The 19,204-nt window shown below is 39.2% G+C and carries 18 protein-coding genes and 1 riboswitch; of the genes, 6 read left to right on the top strand and 12 right to left on the bottom strand.

Features of this window, described 5'->3' with window-relative positions:
• Positions 1-6: 6 nt before the first annotated feature.
• The 8 genes from oppC to moaA form a co-directional block, all read right to left on the bottom strand.
• Positions 7-918, bottom strand: a complete 912-nt coding sequence (gene oppC, locus I3259_RS03265; protein ID WP_238028380.1) for an oligopeptide ABC transporter permease OppC — start codon at positions 916-918, stop codon at positions 7-9.
• A gap of 16 nt (positions 919-934) precedes the next feature.
• Entirely contained in the window at positions 935-1,855 is a 921-nt protein-coding gene (gene oppB, locus I3259_RS03260) for an oligopeptide ABC transporter permease OppB (protein WP_238028310.1), read from the bottom strand.
• Between the two features lie 83 nt (positions 1,856-1,938).
• Positions 1,939-3,570, bottom strand: coding sequence for an ABC transporter substrate-binding protein (locus I3259_RS03255; protein ID WP_238028309.1), 1,632 nt, complete (start codon positions 3,568-3,570; stop codon positions 1,939-1,941).
• A 450-nt stretch (positions 3,571-4,020) separates the two neighbouring features.
• Positions 4,021-4,185 carry a hypothetical protein gene (locus I3259_RS03250; protein ID WP_238028308.1) on the bottom strand — a complete coding sequence of 55 codons (165 nt, stop codon included), beginning with the start codon at positions 4,183-4,185 and terminating at the stop codon, positions 4,021-4,023.
• A 532-nt stretch (positions 4,186-4,717) separates the two neighbouring features.
• A complete protein-coding gene (gene moaE / locus I3259_RS03245) occupies positions 4,718-5,161 on the bottom strand; it encodes a molybdopterin synthase catalytic subunit MoaE (protein WP_238028379.1) in 444 nt (147 codons plus the stop codon).
• A gap of 3 nt (positions 5,162-5,164) precedes the next feature.
• A complete protein-coding gene (gene moaD, locus I3259_RS03240) occupies positions 5,165-5,410 on the bottom strand; it encodes a molybdopterin synthase sulfur carrier subunit (protein WP_238028307.1) in 246 nt (81 codons plus the stop codon).
• Complete coding sequence (moaC, locus tag I3259_RS03235) at positions 5,407-5,886, bottom strand: cyclic pyranopterin monophosphate synthase MoaC (RefSeq protein ID WP_005368821.1); 480 nt, start codon at positions 5,884-5,886, stop codon at positions 5,407-5,409. Before moaC ends, moaD begins: the two co-directional genes overlap by 4 nt.
• 89 nt (positions 5,887-5,975) lie before the next feature.
• The gene (gene moaA, locus I3259_RS03230; RefSeq protein WP_238028306.1) at positions 5,976-6,980 is read right to left on the bottom strand and encodes a GTP 3',8-cyclase MoaA; all 1,005 of its coding nucleotides are present in this window, start codon (positions 6,978-6,980) and stop codon (positions 5,976-5,978) included.
• Positions 6,954-7,123: riboswitch (molybdenum cofactor riboswitch) on the bottom strand. (Overlaps the previous gene by 27 nt.)
• Before the next feature lie 185 nt (positions 7,124-7,308).
• Between moaA and I3259_RS03225 the strand changes: the two genes are divergently transcribed.
• The 3 genes from I3259_RS03225 (at position 7,309) to yvcK (ending at position 9,325) form a co-directional block, all read left to right on the top strand.
• Complete coding sequence (locus tag I3259_RS03225; RefSeq protein WP_238028305.1) at positions 7,309-7,536, top strand: hypothetical protein; 228 nt, start codon at positions 7,309-7,311, stop codon at positions 7,534-7,536.
• A gap of 212 nt (positions 7,537-7,748) precedes the next feature.
• On the top strand, positions 7,749-8,324 hold the full coding sequence (locus I3259_RS03220; RefSeq protein WP_238028304.1) for an LON peptidase substrate-binding domain-containing protein: 576 nt from the start codon (positions 7,749-7,751) through the stop codon (positions 8,322-8,324).
• A gap of 104 nt (positions 8,325-8,428) precedes the next feature.
• Positions 8,429-9,325 (top strand): uridine diphosphate-N-acetylglucosamine-binding protein YvcK, encoded by an 897-nt coding sequence (gene yvcK, locus I3259_RS03215; RefSeq protein WP_238028303.1) that lies wholly within the window; start codon positions 8,429-8,431, stop codon positions 9,323-9,325.
• Here the strand turns inward: yvcK and I3259_RS03210 are convergent.
• The 4 genes from I3259_RS03210 to pepE all read right to left on the bottom strand — a co-directional run bounded on the left by I3259_RS03210 (position 9,287) and on the right by pepE (position 15,416).
• Positions 9,287-9,646: an Hpt domain-containing protein gene (locus tag I3259_RS03210; protein WP_238028302.1), complete on the bottom strand. Its 360-nt coding sequence runs from the start codon at positions 9,644-9,646 to the stop codon at positions 9,287-9,289. The two genes, yvcK and I3259_RS03210, sit on opposite strands and share 39 nt — an antisense overlap.
• Complete coding sequence (gene luxO, locus I3259_RS03205) at positions 9,647-11,101, bottom strand: quorum-sensing sigma-54 dependent transcriptional regulator LuxO (protein ID WP_238028301.1); 1,455 nt, start codon at positions 11,099-11,101, stop codon at positions 9,647-9,649. It abuts the gene before it with no gap.
• A 390-nt stretch (positions 11,102-11,491) separates the two neighbouring features.
• Complete coding sequence (gene uvrB / locus I3259_RS03200) at positions 11,492-13,519, bottom strand: excinuclease ABC subunit UvrB (RefSeq protein WP_238028300.1); 2,028 nt, start codon at positions 13,517-13,519, stop codon at positions 11,492-11,494.
• 1,159 nt (positions 13,520-14,678) lie between these two features.
• A complete protein-coding gene (gene pepE / locus I3259_RS03195) occupies positions 14,679-15,416 on the bottom strand; it encodes a dipeptidase PepE (protein ID WP_238028299.1) in 738 nt (245 codons plus the stop codon).
• Positions 15,417-15,812: 396 nt separating this feature from the next.
• Between pepE and rsxA the strand changes: the two genes are divergently transcribed.
• The 3 genes from rsxA to rsxC form a co-directional block, all read left to right on the top strand.
• Positions 15,813-16,394, top strand: coding sequence for an electron transport complex subunit RsxA (rsxA, locus tag I3259_RS03190; protein ID WP_008987552.1), 582 nt, complete (start codon positions 15,813-15,815; stop codon positions 16,392-16,394).
• A complete protein-coding gene (gene rsxB / locus I3259_RS03185) occupies positions 16,394-16,978 on the top strand; it encodes an electron transport complex subunit RsxB (RefSeq protein WP_238028298.1) in 585 nt (194 codons plus the stop codon). Before rsxA ends, rsxB begins: the two co-directional genes overlap by 1 nt.
• A gap of 2 nt (positions 16,979-16,980) precedes the next feature.
• On the top strand, positions 16,981-19,204 hold a 2,224-nt coding region (gene rsxC / locus I3259_RS03180), incomplete at its 3' end, for an electron transport complex subunit RsxC (RefSeq protein WP_238028297.1).

Here is a 19,204-nt window from a genome sequence, read left to right as displayed (position 1 = left end):
ACCCTCTTATCTATCTTTTGGATCTAATGCGTCACGTAGACCATCACCCACGTAGTTAAAACAGAACAATGTCACAACCATGAAACTTGCTGGGAATATCAACTGCCAAATAGCCACTTCCATTGTTTGCGATCCTTCTTGTAACAGTGCTCCCCAACTAGTCATCGGCTCTTGTACCCCTAAACCAAGGAAGCTAAGAAAGGATTCAGTCAGAATCATTGACGGAACAAGTAATGTTGAGTAAACCGCCACAATACCTAATACGTTAGGCACAATATGACGAGTGATAATACGCCAGCGACTCACGCCACAAACATGTGCCGCTTCAATAAACTCTTTGCCACGTAAAGACAGGGTTTGACCGCGAACAATACGGGCCATGTCGAGCCATGAAATGGCACCAATCGCAATAAAGATCAACATGATGTTACGACCAAAAAACGTCACTAAAACAATCACGAAAAACATAAATGGGATTGAATATAAAATCTCTAGAATACGCATCATAATGCGATCAGTTCGACCGCCAATGAATCCCGATGCTGCACCATATAGCGTACCAATCACCACCGCGACTAATGCACCTAAAATCCCGACCATCAGTGAGATACGCCCACCAATAAGGGTTCGAGTATATAAATCCCGCCCCAAACTATCAGTACCAAAAAAGTGTCCTTCAGCACCGAATGATGGCGCGGCATGTAACGCATACCAGTCAGTATCATCAAACGCATATTGGCTAAACATTGGGCCAAAAATAACGGCAAAGGTAATTAAGAATAAAATAGCTAAAGAAATCATTGCCGCTTTATTTCGCATGAAACGCACACGCGCATCTTGCCATAAACTACGGCCTTCAATTTCCAAGTTTTCTGAAAAGTTCTCTAAGGCTTCTACACTATCTTTTTTCATTAACATCATAATTATTAGCCTCTTAGTAACGGATCTTAGGATCAATTGTTGCGAGAACAATATCCACAATGGCGTTAAAGATAATGGTTAATGAACCAATCAAAATAGTAATACCAAGTACTAAAGAATAGTCACGGTTAAACGCTGCATTAACGAATAACTTACCAATACCCGGTAAACCAAAAATGGTTTCGATAACGACAGAGCCTGTAATGATGCCAACAAAAGCAGGTCCCATATACGAAACAACAGGAAGAAGTGCAGGTTTTAACGCATGTTTAATGACAATATAAGGATAACTTAAGCCTTTCGCACGCGCAGTACGAATGAAGTTACTGTTTAACGTTTCAATCATGCTACCACGAGTAATACGGGCAAACGTGGCAACATATAACAACGCCATACCAAACATTGGTAACAAAATGAATTTAGTTGAACCGTCTTGCCAACCACCAGCAGGTAGCCACTGCAGCTTAATCGAGAATATGTAGATAAGAACAGGTGCGAGAATGAAGGACGGCATGACCACCCCCGCCATCGCAGTAGACATGATTGTATAATCGAGCCAGGTATTTTGTTTCAACGCTGCAATAGTGCCAACAGTTACCCCCATCACCAACGCAAAAATAAAGGCAAAAAAGCCAATTTTTGCTGAAACAGGTAAGGCTTTTGCCACCAACTCGTTAACAGTGAAATCTTTATATTTAAAAGAAGGCCCAAAATCCCCTTGGACAATATTGCCAAGATAAGTGGTGTATTGTTCTAAAACTGGTTTATCTAAACCATATTTCGCTTCGATATTTGCCATAACCTCAGGAGGAAGAGGACGATCACTTGAAAAAGGATTACCAGGAGCAAAGCGCATCAAAAAAAAGGAAATCGTGATCAATACCAATAAGGTCGGTATGGCTTCTAAAATCCGTTTAGCTATAAATTTAAACATAAACGCTACCGTGTCATTGCTGTGAGTGCAAAAGCAGCCTTCACTCCCGAAGGCTGCATATTATTATTTTTATTTATTGCGAATTATTTCGCTGTGAAGTACATATCTTTTGAGTAAATGTTATCTTCAGGGTTTTCCATTGGGTAACCACCTAATTGAGGGTTAACCAAGCGAGCATTAACATAGTGATAAATAGGCATGATAGGCATATCTGCAGCAAGCTTTGATTCAGCCAGTTTATAATCAGCAGAACGCTGCGCATCTGTTGTTGCTAGTACCGCATCATCAATTGCTTTATCGTAATCAGCACTTGAATATTTCGGGTAGTTTTGTGAGTGATCACTTCGCATAATTGCTAGGAATGTTGACGCTTCATTGTAATCACCACACCAACCGGCACGTGAAACATCAAAGTTACCCTGACGTTTAGCATCGAGGTAGCTCTTCCATTCTTGGTTTTCTAGCATCGCAGTAACACCTAAGCCTTTTTTCCACATGGAAGCTATCGCAACAGCCACTTTCTTGTGGTTTTCAGATGTGTTGTAAAGCAGGCTAAATTTCAGAGGATTATTTTGATCATAACCCGACGCTTTCAATAGCTCTTTTGCTTTCGCTAAGCGTTGCTTTTGATCAAGCTTCGAATACTCAGGCATATCAACATCTAAACCATTGGTTGCCAATGGTGTAAAGTTGTAAGCAGGCGTTTCGCCTTTACCTACAATAAACTTCGCCAGTACATCACGATCAATCGCATATGACAGTGCTTTACGTACGTTTGCATCATCAAAAGGTTTACGTGTCATATTAAATTCGTAGTAGTACGAACATAGATATGGCGTTACCTTCACATCTTGTGGGTATTCTTTTTGCAGACGTTTAAAGTGCTCGTTTGGCATTTCATACGTCATATCTAACTCACCCGCTAAGAAGCGGTTCATTGCTGCAACTTGGTTTTCAATTGGCAAAAACGTTACTTTATTAATAACCGTATCTTTGTTGTCCCAGTAATTTTCATTACGAGTTAACACAATACGCTCGTTAACAACCCACTTATCTAACTTGTATGCGCCATTAGATACGTAATTACCTACTTTCGTCCAATCATCACCAAACTTTTCAACCGTTTTTTGGTTTACTGGTTTCATTGAAGTGTGAACAAGCATCGATGCAAAGTAAGATACTGGCTTATCCAATGTTACTTTTAAAGTATGTGCATCAACCGCTTCAACACCTAATGTATCTGCTGGTTTTTTCCCTGCAATAATATCCTCAGCGTTTGCCATTGTTGTCATTTGAATATATGACGCGTAAGGAGATGCTGTTTTTGGATCCGCTAAACGACGCCATGTATAAACAAAATCTTCAGCTGTTACAGGATCGCCATTAGACCATTTTGCATCTTCACGAAGGTGGAAGATCCACGTTTTATTATCTGCAGTTTCCCACGACTTCGCCGCACCAGGTACTAAGTTACCTTTACTATCTTGGTTGACTAACCCTTCAAGTAAATCGCGAATAACATTTGATTCAGGTACACCTGATACTTTTTGAGGATCTAGCGATTCTGGCTCTGTTCCATTACCGCGAACAAGTTCTTGCTTATCTGCAAGTTTTACATCTGAAGGAACTTGTGCCGCAAAAGAGGAAAAAGAAGTGGCGGCAACAGCAAAACTAGCACTCATCATGAGTGCCTGTGTGATTTTATTCTTGTACATGCATTACTCCAATACATCAGTTTATTACGTCCGTGACGTTCTTCACCTGGCTATCTATAAGTAGCTACATTGGTTAGCTTTTACCTTAAAACCGACCAATCAAACCGAAGAATTATTCAAAACGTTACCAGAATATAAATATTTTTACCATATTTTAACATTTAAAAGTGATTTTATGCTGATAAATTAGTTATAGTTAAGTTATAAATACTAATAACAACTTATCTTCCAAATTTTCATCTCCATAAACTCTTAATTAACAGTAAATAACACTATAAATAACTATTATATAGGTCAATTAACAGCTATATTATTCACACAAGATCACATTATCAGCTCAAAAAACCAAACAATAAACACCAAACAATAACATTTTATTTACAATTAAATTTCAGACAAAAAAAAACACCGATACTATCGATGTTTTTTTGTTCAAAATTTGTATGGGAATTACTTATTTTCGCTATCTAATTTAATCAATTGTTTATCTACATTTACTGATTGTTCTCTTTGCTCTAATAACAATTGAGACTCATCATCCTCGGGCTGATCTGTCATACCAATATCATGCATAATTTGCTTCATTTTTTTATTGGTTACGCGTCTGTGCTTCATTGAACCCTCCGCTGTCAAGCTATGCCAGTGAACCTCAATTACCACTTTTCCTACTTGGTCTAACACCAGCAATCAATTTCTATTTAATAACTAACCGCAATTAAAATATGGCACACATCTACACAATTCGCTTCTAATCTGCCATAAAAGTTTCTTTTATGATTATTTAAATAACTAAAAACAATTAACAATCATGCTGATAGATATTTTTATTATATCGACATATTTATCTACATTATTAACATACAAAACATAAAAAAGAGGGGTAATATTATTAATGTAAAGTATTTATGCTTTATTTAGCAAAGATTGAAGAATAACCCCTCTATTTAATTTTTAAGAGTATCCTATGAGACCAGTAGGTTGTGCGTCACGCCCAAGCCCATCACGTTTTCGCCCTAATTACGTTCCATCAAGTGTGATACCACGTGATAAGAACAAGAAGAGTGACAAATCGCAATAACCTAGAATAATCTGCTATTTTATAAATAAAAAAGGAGCCTTTCGGCTCCTTTTCTTTTAATTTATGCGCTTATTTCCAGCGATCAGCAGCTGAAGTATCTGTTTCTCGAGCATCTACCCAACGACTTTGCTCTGGTGTTTGTTCTTTTTTCCAAAATGGCGCACGGGTTTTTAAAAAATCCATAATGAACTCGCACGCTTCAAAAGCAGCGCCACGGTGAGCACTTGTTACACCCACAAAAACAATTTGATCGCCCAATGCTAAATCACCAACACGATGAATAACTCGTGTTTTCAGCAATGGCCAACGTTGGCATGCTTGATCAACGATCTCTTGAAGCGATTTTTCCGTCATTCCAGGGTAATGCTCTAAAGATAGCCCGGTCACGGCATCACCTTGATTAAAGTCACGTACTTTACCGATAAAAGTTACAACAGCGCCAGCTTCAGTGCCTTCCGCTAATTTTTCATATTCATCAGCAACCGAGAAATCATCAAACTGAACAGAAATCATCACTTATCCCCCTGTTACTGGTGGAAAAAATGCTACTTCATCACCATCGGTTAATGGCGTATCTAGTGAACAAATAGTTTGATTGACAGCAACAAGTAACTTGCCTGATTCTAATGCCAATTGCCATTTGTCGCCACGTGTTGCCAATGCCGCACGCAACGTATCAGCAGTAGAGTAAATTGCATCAACTTCAAGGCTATCAATACCTACAAGTTCTTTCACTTGTGCAAAAAAGAGAACCTTAATCATGCTTCTACCTTAAAGTGACCTGATTTACCGCCTGTTTTTTCTAACAGACGCACTTGGCTAATCACCATATCTTTTTGTACCGCTTTACACATATCGTAAATCGTTAATGCAGCAACAGAAGCTGCTGTTAATGCTTCCATCTCCACACCAGTCTTACCCGCTAGCTTACAACAAGACTCAATACGCACTTTGTTTTCAGCAGGAATCGCTTCTAACTGTACTTCTACTTTCGAAAGGAGTAGCGGATGACAAAGTGGGATCAGATCCCAGGTTTTTTTTGCCGCTTGAATGCCAGCAATACGCGCAGTTGCGAACACATCACCTTTATGATGCTGACCTGATACAATCAGCTCTAACGTTTCTGCTGCCATATGAACAAAAGCTTCTGCACGAGCTTCACGAACGGTTTCCGCTTTAGCAGAAACATCAACCATGTTAGCTTCACCAGATGCATTAATATGTGTAAATTGGTTCATTATTTAATCGTTCCTCAACGAAGCGATACGAAGCTTAGTTGAGACGTCTTCTCAACTAAGCTCACTAAAATTAGGAAAAGTAGACTGAATTAACCGCCAATAGATGCTAGGTTTGGCGTCATACCCGTTTTACCTTCATCCAAGAAATGGCTAACCGCTTTTTCACCTAGCCCTGCTTGAATACGTGCAATTAATGATTCTTTTTGATCATCACTTGCAAGTAAATCGCGTAATTCAACACCTTGTTCACCAAACAAACAAAGATGTAGCTTGCCTTTCGCAGAAATACGTAAACGGTTGCAACTTTGACAGAAATTCTTTTCGTAAGGCATGATCAAGCCAATTTCGCCCATATAATCGGGGTGACAAAAAACTTGTGCTGGACCGTCATTACTACCTTTTATTTTCAGTAGCCAACCATTAGCGATCAAATGATTACGAATACTCACCCCTGAAAGGTGATGATTTTGAAAAAGACTGTCCATTTCGCCAGTTTGCATCAATTCGATAAAACGTAATTGAATTGGACGAGTTTTAATCCACTCTAAAAATTTAGGGAGTTCTTGTGAATTAAGATCTTTTAGGAGGACCGTATTGATTTTAACTTGCTCAAAGCCAGCATCAAAAGCGGCATCAATGCCATCCATTACCTGATGGAACATATTCTCACCGGTAATTTGATAAAACATCTTAGGATCAAGACTATCAACACTTACATTGATATGCGTTAAGCCAGCATCACGCCATTCGTGGACGTGTTTAGCCATACGATAACCATTAGTGGTTGTCGCGACTTTATTGATCCCAGGGATTTCAGCCACAGTCTTGATGATCTCAGTAAAATCTCGACGTAAACTCGGCTCACCACCGGTGATACGTATTTTACTGGTTCCACATTCTGCAAACGCAGAAGCAACTCGCTGAATTTCATCCAATGTTAGAAAGGAAGGTTTTTTCTTTTCTGTTGGATGGTAGCCATCTGGCAAGCAATAGGTACATTTGAAGTTACAGACATCTGTAACTGAAAGTCGCAAGTAGTAAAACTTGCGATGGAAACTATCTTCTAATTGTTTCGCCACGGAACACCTTTCCAAATACGGGAGGTCAATTCATTTCTAAATCAACCCTGGTGACAAATCGTCACTGGCATTAATCACCTATCAACTTTTGAACGTATATATAAACGTCCAACATCACTTAGCAACTTAGTGAAAAATGCTCGGAGTTATGGCAGTTATGCAAAGCAAATCAATCCTTGAGAGAATATTACACAACAGCATTTCTTATATATAAAAGTATCAGAGTTTTTCCATATTTGACAAATAACGGAAAAAAACAGTCTGTATTCTACCTTTCGAGTAGGATCACGACAATACTAGTTAATAATTTAAGCCGCAATTTACTAATAAAAGTGAGGGTATTATGGCAAATATAATGGAATCAGCTTCAATCGAAGATATTGCACTCTATTTACAACGAGAAGACGGTATTGATGCAGACTCAGCACAAAATGCTGCACAGCAAGTCATTGATGGTTTTATAGACATGCGTGATAAAGGACTGATCAAAGGTTGGTATTTTGATGAATTAGGCCATTTAGAACTGCTTCCGACTGATACTGCGTTATCAATAATTGAGCGTCAAAAATGACACAGGAAGAATGTGATTTGCAAATATTGGTTTTCAAACTGCAATGAATAATAAGTCTTACTGATTTAAAATAAAATGAAGAAGCGTCGCAGTTTGATTAAAAAGATTATAAAGTCAATGACAAAGCCAGATGAACGCCTGAACTTTTAGTCGGCATTAGTTTTGCATTGTCTATATAACTAGGCATTGCAAATCTTACTGTGGAGTTCATTATGGCTAAAGTATTACCGCTACTTTTTCAAAAGCGCCATGTTCTTCCTACTGGTCGGATGCAAATCTATATCTCACCAGTAGATCAGACACCAACCTTAAAAGCGGTACTTGCATCAAAAGATGGGTTGGGGATCTGTATGTATAGCGATAAAAAAGAAGCTCAACATTTATTTCATATCGGTACCCGTGTCACAATTGATGATTTCAACCAAGATCGAGAGTCTCCGTTAATAAAACTCACCGTTTCAGGCCATAATAACTTTAAGATCCAGTCGATAAAACAAACAACAGATGGTGTATTTTGGGGAGAGACAACATCTCTACCCTGTTGGGAAGAGATCGCTATCAATAAAGAGCAACAATTACTTGCGATTCGGCTGAAGAAAATGTTTGAAAAATTCCCTGATCTTGATGAACTCTATAAATGCAAAGACTTCAATAATCTCAGTTGGTTATGTCAGCGCTGGTTAGAAATATTGCCACTACCGACCATAGATAAACAGAATTTACTTAATAAACCAACCTGTTTAAACACTTACGATTATTTAATGAGTATGATCAAAACAAGCCACTAATTTTTTTATGTGAGATATTACAGATAATTTACACTGCAACAAATGCAACAGAATGCTTTCTTTGGTAACCTAATTGCTTATAAATATATAATAAAGCCAACACTATGCTTAAGGCAGATAAATTGAAAAAGAATATTGTTGCTATCGGTGGCGGTCATGGCCTAGGACGGATCTTATCCTCTCTTTCTTGTTACGGCTCAAAAGTAACGGGAATTGTTGCAACTACAGATAACGGTGGTTCAACGGGTCGTATTAGGGCTTGCCAAGGCGGCATAGCTTGGGGCGATATGCGCAACTGTATCAATCAATTAATTACAGAGCCCTCGATTGGTTCGATGATTTTTGAATACCGTTTTAAAGGTAATGGTGAGCTGAATGGTCATAACCTAGGTAATTTAATGCTAACGGCATTAGACAACCTCTCGATTCGCCCACTTGATGCCATTAACCTGATCCGAGATATGTTAAATGTTGAAACTCAGATCATTCCAATGTCAGAGCATCCATCAGATCTTGCTGCAATAACCTACAGTGGCGAGATTATAAATGGTGAAACCAGTGTTGATGAATTACAAGAAATACCTAAACGCCTTTATCTTGAACCAGCAGTGCCAGCAACAAAAGAAGCATTAAATGCTATTAATCAAGCTGATTTAATATTACTCGGCCCTGGTAGTTTCTTAACAAGCGTTATGCCAACCTTACTGTTACGTGACTTAGGTATCGCGTTAAAAAACAGTAATGCGCAAATTGTATTTATTACTAACCTAGATAAAGAGCATGGTCCAGCAGGTAAAATGCCACTAGAGACAATGCTACATTGGTGCGAAAGAGCAATGAATGGACGCAAGATAGACACAATATTAACGGATAAACTTCATACAGATTTAAATAATAAATTTAATCTACAAATTGAAGATCTTGCATCCAGTAATCATGAGTGGCGACATGACCGAGACAAGTTAAAGCATGCGGTTGATAAGCTCATTGCTTCCAGCTAATTGCTTATATTCAACCACCATACCTTCGACCATTTGTCTAAATTCAGACAAATGGTCAATCATCCAATCATCTTGTCCTTGTTTTACTCGATATTCACATTCTTGTGCCATTAATGCTAAATCATCCGCACCAAAACTGGCGGCGCTGCTTTTTATTGCATGACTTATTTCGCCAATTTGATCAACAGAAGGATGTGCCGACAATTGTTTTGAATACTGTTCTAGTTCATCACTGAAAACATTTAATAGCAATGACACAGTATCCTCACCAACTTCATCAGCAAGGCGCTTAATTGTCTCAGAATTTATCATTGTTGCCATTTAATCCATCTCCCTAGCACTGCCATTAGTGTCTTGCCAAGATTGCAATTTACGATATATCGTTGATGGACTTACTTCAAGTAAGCCTGCAGCTCTTGGAATATTGCCATCGCAAGCATCAATCGCCCATTGTATCGCTCTTTTTTCTACAACCCAGAGCGGCTCTATTTTATTTTTATGATGATCATGTGAATAAATAGATTCATCAGCAAGGCTTTCTCTCTGTACTTTTTCAGGTATAGCCTTGGGATAAGATGCAATTTCTACGCCGTTAATCGCATTAATAGGTGGTGGAACCATTTCAAGTTTGACTTCATCATCAGTATTTAAAACAACAATATTACGGATCACATTCTGCAATTCACGAACGTTACCAGGCCAAGAGTAGGACTCAAATAATCGCAAAACTGGCTCAGAAAAACGACTAAAGCTTTTGCCTTCTTCTAACGACATCAAACCTAGTAGTGCGTGAGCAATCTCTATAATATCTCCGCCACGTTCTCGCAACGGCGGTAAAGAGATAGGAATAACATGTAAGCGGTAGTAAAGATCTTCTCTGAATCGCCCCTCTTGAACTTCTTCCCAAGGATTTCGATTAGTCGCACAAACAAAACGGACATCAACACTGCTCATTTTTGAGGAGCCAACTTTTTGATAGGTTCCTGTTTGAATAAATCGTAGTAATTTACTTTGCAAATCAAGATCCATTTCACAGAGCTCATCAAGCATTAGCGTACCATTATGTGCCATTTCAACGGCACCTTGTCGTTCTGTTGATGCGCCAGTGAAGGCACCTTTGACATGCCCAAACAATTCACTTTCAATTAAATCTTTAGGAATAGCAGCACAGTTTAGAGCTATAAACGGTTTGTCATGGCGTGGGCTTGCAGCATGGATCGCTTCTGCGCACACTTCTTTACCCGTACCGCTTTCACCCGTGATAAATACCGTTGCTTTACTTGAAGCAGCAGATTCAATAACACGGTATACCGCCTGCATCGGTAAACTATTACCAATAAATCCTTGGTATTGTGCTCCATCAGATTGTTTAGATTGATTACTGGTATTCGATTTACTTTCGGCTTTAAGTGCTTTGTTTACAGTAATGCGTAATCGATCTGCCTCACAAGGTTTGATTAAAAAATCTTGTGCGCCATAACGAATAGCTTCAACAGCTATATCAATAGAACCATGTGCGGTCATTATTACAACAGGAACATTACCATGCTCTTTTCTTACACGTTCAAGCACTTCCATTCCCGTCATGTCAGGTAAACGGAGATCTAATAAAATGAGATCAGGAATAATATCTTGAATAAAGCTCAGTGCTTCCTTCCCTGTACCAACAATGCTTACATTAAGTCCAAGAGGGTTTAAGTAAGATTTGTACAAGGCCGCAACTGACGCTGTATCTTCAACCATTAATACTTGGCGTTGCTGCATTCTGCTCTCCATTGCTCCTCCCAAAACAAGCCCCTTAAACTAATTGTAATCAATAGAAAAAAATATGGGGGATAGATTTCTCTTTTTTCAATAATCTCATATTGGTTTGCAAATTAATTCGCATTTTGCGAATTATTGTTTTTATTTGTGCTGTAGTACAAATAAATAAGTGCTACTCAAAGGCAGGAAACACGCAGGATTGTATAAAAAAATACAATTTTAAAAAGTTGGCACACTACATGCTTTATATAACGTGACTCTTAAGTTAAGAGTCAACCTAGCCAACTGACGTTGTTTGTGGATTTTTTTCACTAAAACAATGACGCCAACCGAACCTATTTATCGGTTGGCTTTTTTTTGCCTAAAATTCAAGCTTCATAAGAAAAGTAGCCATATAACCAATTAGCTATTGGCGATAAATTGCTGTCTTAGTTTATGGATCTTATCGCGCGTTTCTGCCGCCTGTTCAAATTCCAAGTTTTGTGCAAAGTCATACATTTGCTTTTCCAATACTTGTATTTGTGATTCTAGCTCTTGTGGAGAAAGCGCTGAATATGTTCCTTTACTTTCTGCCACTTTGTGAAGATCTGCCGCTTTATTTCGCGATTTACCACGAGAACTCGAAGCACCAAGTTCAAGAATATCACCGATTTTCTTGTTCAACTTCTGAGGTGTAATACCGTGCTCAAGGTTATATTCAATTTGTTTTTCACGACGGCGTTGGGTTTCGTTAATAGCACGCTCCATTGAGCCTGTTATACGATCACCATAAAGAATGGCTCTACCTTCAATGTTACGAGCTGCTCGACCAATCGTTTGTATTAATGAACGTTCAGATCGTAAGAAGCCTTCTTTATCTGCATCTAGAATCGCAACCAACGATACTTCAGGCATATCTAGCCCTTCACGCAACAAGTTAATACCAACTAATACATCAAACTCACCTAATCGTAAGTCGCGAATAATTTCTACACGCTCTACGGTATCAATGTCTGAGTGCAAGTAACGCACTTTCACACCATGCTCTGTGAGGTATTCAGTGAGATCTTCTGCCATACGCTTAGTGAGAGTTGTAACCAATACACGCTCACCTTTTTTCTCTCTAATATGAATTTCAGAGAGTAAATCGTCCACTTGTGTACCAACAGGACGTACTTCAATTTCAGGATCAAGTAACCCCGTTGGGCGTACTACTTGCTCTGCGATATCATTCCCCGACTTTTCAATCTCATAATTACCTGGTGTTGCAGAAACATAAATCGTTTGAGGCGCTAACGATTCAAATTCTTCAAACTTCATCGGTCGGTTATCAAGCGCAGAAGGAAGACGAAATCCATATTCGACTAAGTTTTCTTTGCGAGAACGATCACCACGATACATTGCGCCAATTTGAGACACCGTCACGTGTGATTCATCAATGATCAGTAAGCCATCAGCAGGTAAGTAATCAAACAGTGTTGGTGGTGGCTCACCCTCAGCACGCCCACTAAGATAACGTGAGTAGTTTTCAATACCTGAACAGAAACCTAGCTCATTCATCATCTCAATATCAAATTGTGTACGCTGACTAATTCTTTGCTCTTCTACGAGTTTATTGTTATCTAAAAACTGCTCTTTGCGTGAAACCAGTTCTTTTTTTATCCCTTCAATCGCGTCTAAGATTTTTTCTCGTGGCGTCACGTAGTGCGTTTTGGGATAAATAGTAGTACGTGGCATATCACGATGCGTAATACTCCCCGTTAATGGATCAAAAGATGAAATACATTCCACTTCATCATCAAATAACTCAAGACGGATCGCTTCTTTTTCAGACTCTGCTGGGAAAATATCAATCACTTCCCCTCGAACGCGAAAAGTACCACGCTCAAAAGCCATATCATTACGGGTATATTGCAATTCAGCTAGGCGGCGAAGAATGTCTCGTTGATCTAAGAAATCGCCACGTCTGACATGCAACATCATCTTTAAGTAAGAATCAGGATCGCCCAAACCATAAATCGCAGACACAGAAGCGATAATAATAACATCGCGTCTTTCCATTAAAGCTTTGGTTGCTGATAGTCGCATTTGCTCAATATGAGCATTAACCGACGCATCCTTTTCAATGAATGTGTCCGTTGTAGGCACATACGCTTCGGGCTGGTAATAGTCATAGTAGGATACAAAGTATTCTACGGCGCTATTTGGAAAGAACTCTTTCATCTCACCATATAACTGCGCAGCTAATGTTTTATTTGGCGCAAGGATCAGAGTCGGTCTATTAGCTTGAGCAATAACATTAGCAACGGTAAACGTTTTACCTGAACCTGTTACGCCAAGTAACGTTTGGTGCGCAAGCCCTGAATCTAAACCATCAACCAATTGAGCAATAGCGGTAGGTTGATCACCTGACGGAGAATATTCAGAAGCAAGAGAAAATAAGTCGCTCATAAATTACATATCCAGCAATAAATTACTGGTTACATTGTGGATAGACCATTAGTAATGTCAACTACTGGAAATCATTGAAATGAAGAAACTAAATTGCAGATAAAAAAATAGCTCCAATATTAGTTACATAAACACTGAGAGCTTGAACACCAAACATGACTCACAGAATAAAAGACCACAACTATATACAACAGTCTGTAAATAGCCCCCTTTGGGTCTTAACTAACTAATATTGAAGCAAAACAACATTACATTGTTACAAGCTAACTCAACTTATAAGCAAAACGTTAAGCTAAATTTGACGTGTAGAGCATTAAGTACCCTTATCTTAATCATAAGTTTAAAGGCCTGACTCGAATCCAGGAACTTAATGTGGAATGAATCATAAAGAGAATAATGGACAAGGTAAAAGTGACAGTGTGAATATAAAGAAAGAATAAATAATCTAGACTTATGTATCATTCTGAATTTCAGAAAACACATGCTTTCTATCGTAAAAATAAAAACCTAACTCATTGATTATTTAATCTATTATACGTTTTATAATTAAACAGTGAATTTCACAACGAGAAAAAATGTTAAAAAATATCTGATCTTTTTTATCTCTTTTTATGAAATTATTATCCAAACATCAAAATAACATATAAAAATGAATCTAGAACAATTGACCAACTATGTTGTAAGACGTATTATGCTTCTCCCTAAAAGATACACTCCAGATTTATATCGTTAACTTTTCACAAACAATTAAATATTAGTCTTTACATCCACAGCTTATCCCTATTCTGTTCAATGTTTTTACTTACTGAAAAATATCCCCTCATCTTGTCTGTTTACTAAGCAATAACACATATAGGTATCAATCTAGTCAATAATAGTGTTTGAAATTAGTACCTTTTTATCGTACATCTCCCTTATATATAAAAAGTCTATAAACTCAAGTCATCGCTATCAAATAAGTTTACAAGATGAAATCAACACACTTATCCACAGTTTTTGTGGGTAACTAAGTAAAACACAGGTCAAATCTACTATCCTAAAAATCAAGCTTTATTTTATATGCATCTAAATGCAAATATGTAAAATGTAGGCTTATATATAACTAAAACAAAAAAACCAGCGAATGCTGGCTTTTCTTTCATCCAATGTAGCAGATGTCTTAACAGCTATATTCCATCATAAATTGAATATCTTGCCCTGCCTCAAAATACACAGGCTCAACACCATAATGGAATAATTTTAATGGCTTACCATTAGCTGTGTGATAACTTAACTTCCCGTCTAATAATTGCAGCCATGTCCCTTCTGGGATACCCACAACAGGCTCATGCTTATTCACTTCTAAAAACTCTTGAATACGCTCATCACGGGTTTCTCCCATATGGCCTTCAACTGACGCTTCTAGATAATGCGGGTTTATTTGGAAAGGAACAAAGTTAAGTGAGCTTAGCACTGCACTAGTGACAATCGGCATATCGTTAGTGGTACGAATCGTTGGACAACCAATATTGGTACCTGCACTCCAACCAATATAAGGAATACCTTTCGCTAATACCGCCTTACGTAGCGGTCCAACTAAACCTAAGTCATGAAGTTTTTTATTTAAGACCCAAGTATTACCACCACTAACAATAACCCCTTCGGCTTCTTCAATTGCTTTCACAGGATCAGTTGCTTGATGAATACCAGTAGCAACACAATCAAGACCTAAACGATCAAATGTCGCTTGAACCATAGCAACACGATCATCATGGCTTGAACGAATCACAGCATAAGGAATAACAAGAAAATGCTTAGCGCCCGTTCGCTTAACCTGCTCAACAATCGCATCACCTGCAAATTCCATCACATGAGTATTGCCCGCAATTTTACCGTTACTCAATAATAAAATATCCATCATTTCTATCCTATGCTCATTCAATGATGTCATCATCTTGCATGATGATCACAAGTCCTCTGACATAAAACGTGGTTTAAAACAGCTTTACAAGTTATCCAAACATATTTTGCGAAAACTTAACTCATCATCACAAGCTTTAAGGCTTGCACACACAAACAAGTAACATTTAATGCACACAAAAATAAATGCTGATAACTTTCGCGTTATATGGAAATGGCAGTTTTTTGATCACACAGCGAAAGAATGACGTAATAATTAAGATAAAAACTTATATTTCATGTTCTGTGTTTACGAAAAACACAATAATAGCTAAAACCCTACGCCTCAGGAGTTGTTATAACGGCAACAAAATCAGATAATGTTTAGATCTCTTGCAATAATAATGAAGCCGGTATGACTGAATACCTCCTATTACTTATTGGTACTGTGTTGGTTAACAACTTTGTACTCGTTAAATTTTTAGGCTTATGCCCTTTTATGGGCGTATCTAAAAAATTAGAAACTGCTATTGGAATGGGCTTAGCAACTACCTTTGTGCTAACGCTTGCTTCTGTGTGTGCCTATCTTGTTGAAACTTACATTTTGGATCCATTAGGGATTCAGTACTTACGCACACTTAGCTTTATTTTAGTTATTGCCGTTGTTGTGCAATTCACAGAAATGGTCGTGCATAAAACAAGCCCAACGCTTTATCGTTTATTAGGTATTTTCCTACCACTTATTACTACTAACTGTGCTGTGCTGGGTGTTGCCCTATTAAACATAAATGAGCGTCATAACTTTATTGAATCCGTGATTTATGGTTTTGGTGCTGCCGTGGGGTTCTCACTTGTGCTTGTTTTATTTGCCTCTATGCGTGAACGCATTGCCGCAGCTGATGTACCAGAACCCTTTAAAGGTGCATCCATTGCAATGATCACAGCTGGACTTATGTCTCTAGCATTTATGGGCTTTACTGGATTGGTGAAATTGTAATGAGCGGGATCCTTATCGCAGTCATTGCGGTTGCTATTCTAGCTGCCATTTTCGGACTAATTCTTGGTTTTGCTTCGGTTAAATTTAAAGTTGAAGCCGATCCAATCGTTGAACAGATCGACAATATTCTTCCACAGACCCAATGTGGTCAATGTGGTTATCCTGGCTGTCGCCCTTATGCAGAAGCGATTGCCAATGGCGATGTGATCAATAAGTGTCCTCCTGGCGGTCAAGTTACCATAGAAAAATTAGCTGACTTAATGGGTGTTGATGTTCCTGATTCAGCTCCAGATGCAGAAAAAAGCATTAAAAAAGTCGCTTTTATTCATGAAGACATGTGTATTGGCTGTACTAAATGCATTCAGGCATGCCCTGTCGATGCCATTGTTGGCGGCACTAAATCTATGCATACAGTCATCAAAGACGAATGTACAGGTTGTGATCTCTGTGTTGCCCCCTGCCCTACTGACTGTATCGAAATGATCCCAGTAAAAGAAACGCCTGAAAACTGGAAATGGCAGCTAAACCAAATTCCAGTCGTAAATATCAGTGATGCATCGAGTACAGAAAAGGTAGAGTCGTAGTTATGCTATCTATCATTGAACAAATTAAACAAGGTAAGTTGTGGGATTTCCATGGCGGTATTCATCCCGCTGAAAATAAAAAAATCTCAAATCAAGCACCTATCGTGAGTGCTGGCATTCCACAAGAGCTCGTTTTACCGCTTAAACAACATATCGGTTCTAAAGGCGACATTATCGTTGCCGTTGGTGACAAAGTACAAAAAGGTCAAGCTCTGACACAAGGCGACATTGCAATGTGTGTCCCTGTTCATGCGCCCACATCTGGTACAGTAATAGCCATTGAGCAACGTACCACTGCTCATCCATCAGGTTTAAGCGATTTATGTATCGTGCTTCACCCCGATCACACTGATACTTGGGGAGAGAAAACAACCTATACAGATTATGAAGATCGTGATCCAGCTGAACTGATCGAAACAATCCGTTTAAGTGGTATTGCAGGATTAGGTGGCGCAGGTTTCCCTACCGCAAGAAAACTCCAAGGCGGTTTAGGTAATGTCGATATTTTAATTATCAACGCGGCCGAGTGTGAGCCATACATTACTGCCGATGATCGACTGATGCGCGATTATGCTGAAGAAGTGATCGAAGGTGTGCGTATTCTTCGCCATATTATTAGCCCAAAGCTCACAATCATCGGTATTGAAGATAACAAACCTGAAGCAATTAAAGCCCTTGAACAGCATGTCACCGAAGCAGACAACATTCTGATCCGTGTTGTGCCAACAAAATATCCATCAGGTAGCTCAAAGCAGTTAGTGAAAATCCTAACTGGCAGAGAAGTACCAAGTCAGTCACGTTCAACTTCTGTTGGCGTTATCATGCAAAACATAGGTACTGCTTTTGCGATTAAGCGCGCCATTATCGACGGTGAACCACTGATTGAGCGTGTTGTAACGTTAACGGGTGAAGCCTTTAAACAACGTGGTAATGTTTTTGCCATGCTAGGCACGCCGATTGCCTATTTATTAGACAAGTTTGGCTATAAAGCAGATAAGAAACATCCACGAGTGATCATTGGTGGATCATTAATGGGATTTACACTCCCGCACTCCAATGTTCCAATTACCAAAATAACAAACTGTATTCTGGCTCCAAAACGTAAAGAGCTGCCACTACATACCTATGAAATGGCATGTATTCGTTGTTCTGCTTGTGCGGATGTTTGCCCATCATCATTACTTCCACAGCAATTACAATGGTATGCCAAAGATCAAAACTACGATAAATGCGAAGAATACAACTTACAAGACTGCATTGAATGCGGTGCTTGTGCGTATGTATGCCCAAGTGAAATTCCTTTAGTTCAATATTATCGCCAAGCCAAAGCCGAGATCTGGGCTCGTAGTCAAGATGAAATAAATGCTGAACGTGCTCGCCAGCGCTTTGAAGCCAAACAAGCTCGTATGGAACGCGATAAAGCAGAGCGTGAAAACCGCTTTAAAAAAGCTGCTGATTCTCGTCGTGATGAAATGGCGAAAACTGGGGGTGATGATGCAGTCGCTGCTGCTATTGCCCGCGTAAAAGCCAAACAAGCAGCAGCCGCTAAAGCAGATACAACTGAAGTGAAACCTGCTGTTGCAGCAGCGATTGCAAAAGCAAAAGCAAAACAAGCAGCTTCAGCACAAGATGCAACTTCAGAAAGCCTGCCAGATAACAGTGAAATGGCGAAATTACGTGAAGAGCGTAAACGTCAAGCTCGTGAACGTAAGGCTGAAAAAGAAGCTACAGCAAGTAACCAACCCGCTGCTGAAAATGACAGTAAAAAAGATGCTGTCGCAGCCGCCGTCGCTCGTGCTAAAGCAAGACAAGCCGCACAACAATCAGAGGCACAAGCTGAATCAACAACTGAACCTGTAGTTGAAACTGAAAGCGTTGATCCTAAGAAAGCCGCTGTTGCTGCTGCCGTGGCTCGCGCTAAAGCAAGAAAAGCCGCACAACAATCAGAGGCACAAGCTGAATCAGCACCTGAACCTATAGCTGAAAACGTTGATCCGAAAAAAGCTGCTGTTGCTGCTGCCGTTGCCCGTGCTAAAGCAAGAAAAGCCGCACAACAGGCAGAGGCACAAGCTGAATCAAAACCTGAAGTTGAAGCTGAAAACGTTGATCCGAAAAAAGCCGCTGTCGCTGCTGCCGTCGCTCGTGCTAAAGCAAGAAAAGCCGCACAACAAGCAGAGGCACAAGCTGAATCAAAACCTGAAGTTGAAGCTGAAAACGTTGATCCGA

The sequence above is a fragment of the Photobacterium sp. Ph5 genome, assembly GCF_022129445.1.
Taxonomy (GTDB): Bacteria; Pseudomonadota; Gammaproteobacteria; order Enterobacterales; family Vibrionaceae; genus Photobacterium.
The sequence above is the reverse complement of the archived record's forward strand: the minus strand, read 5'-3'. Positions and strand labels throughout refer to the sequence as shown.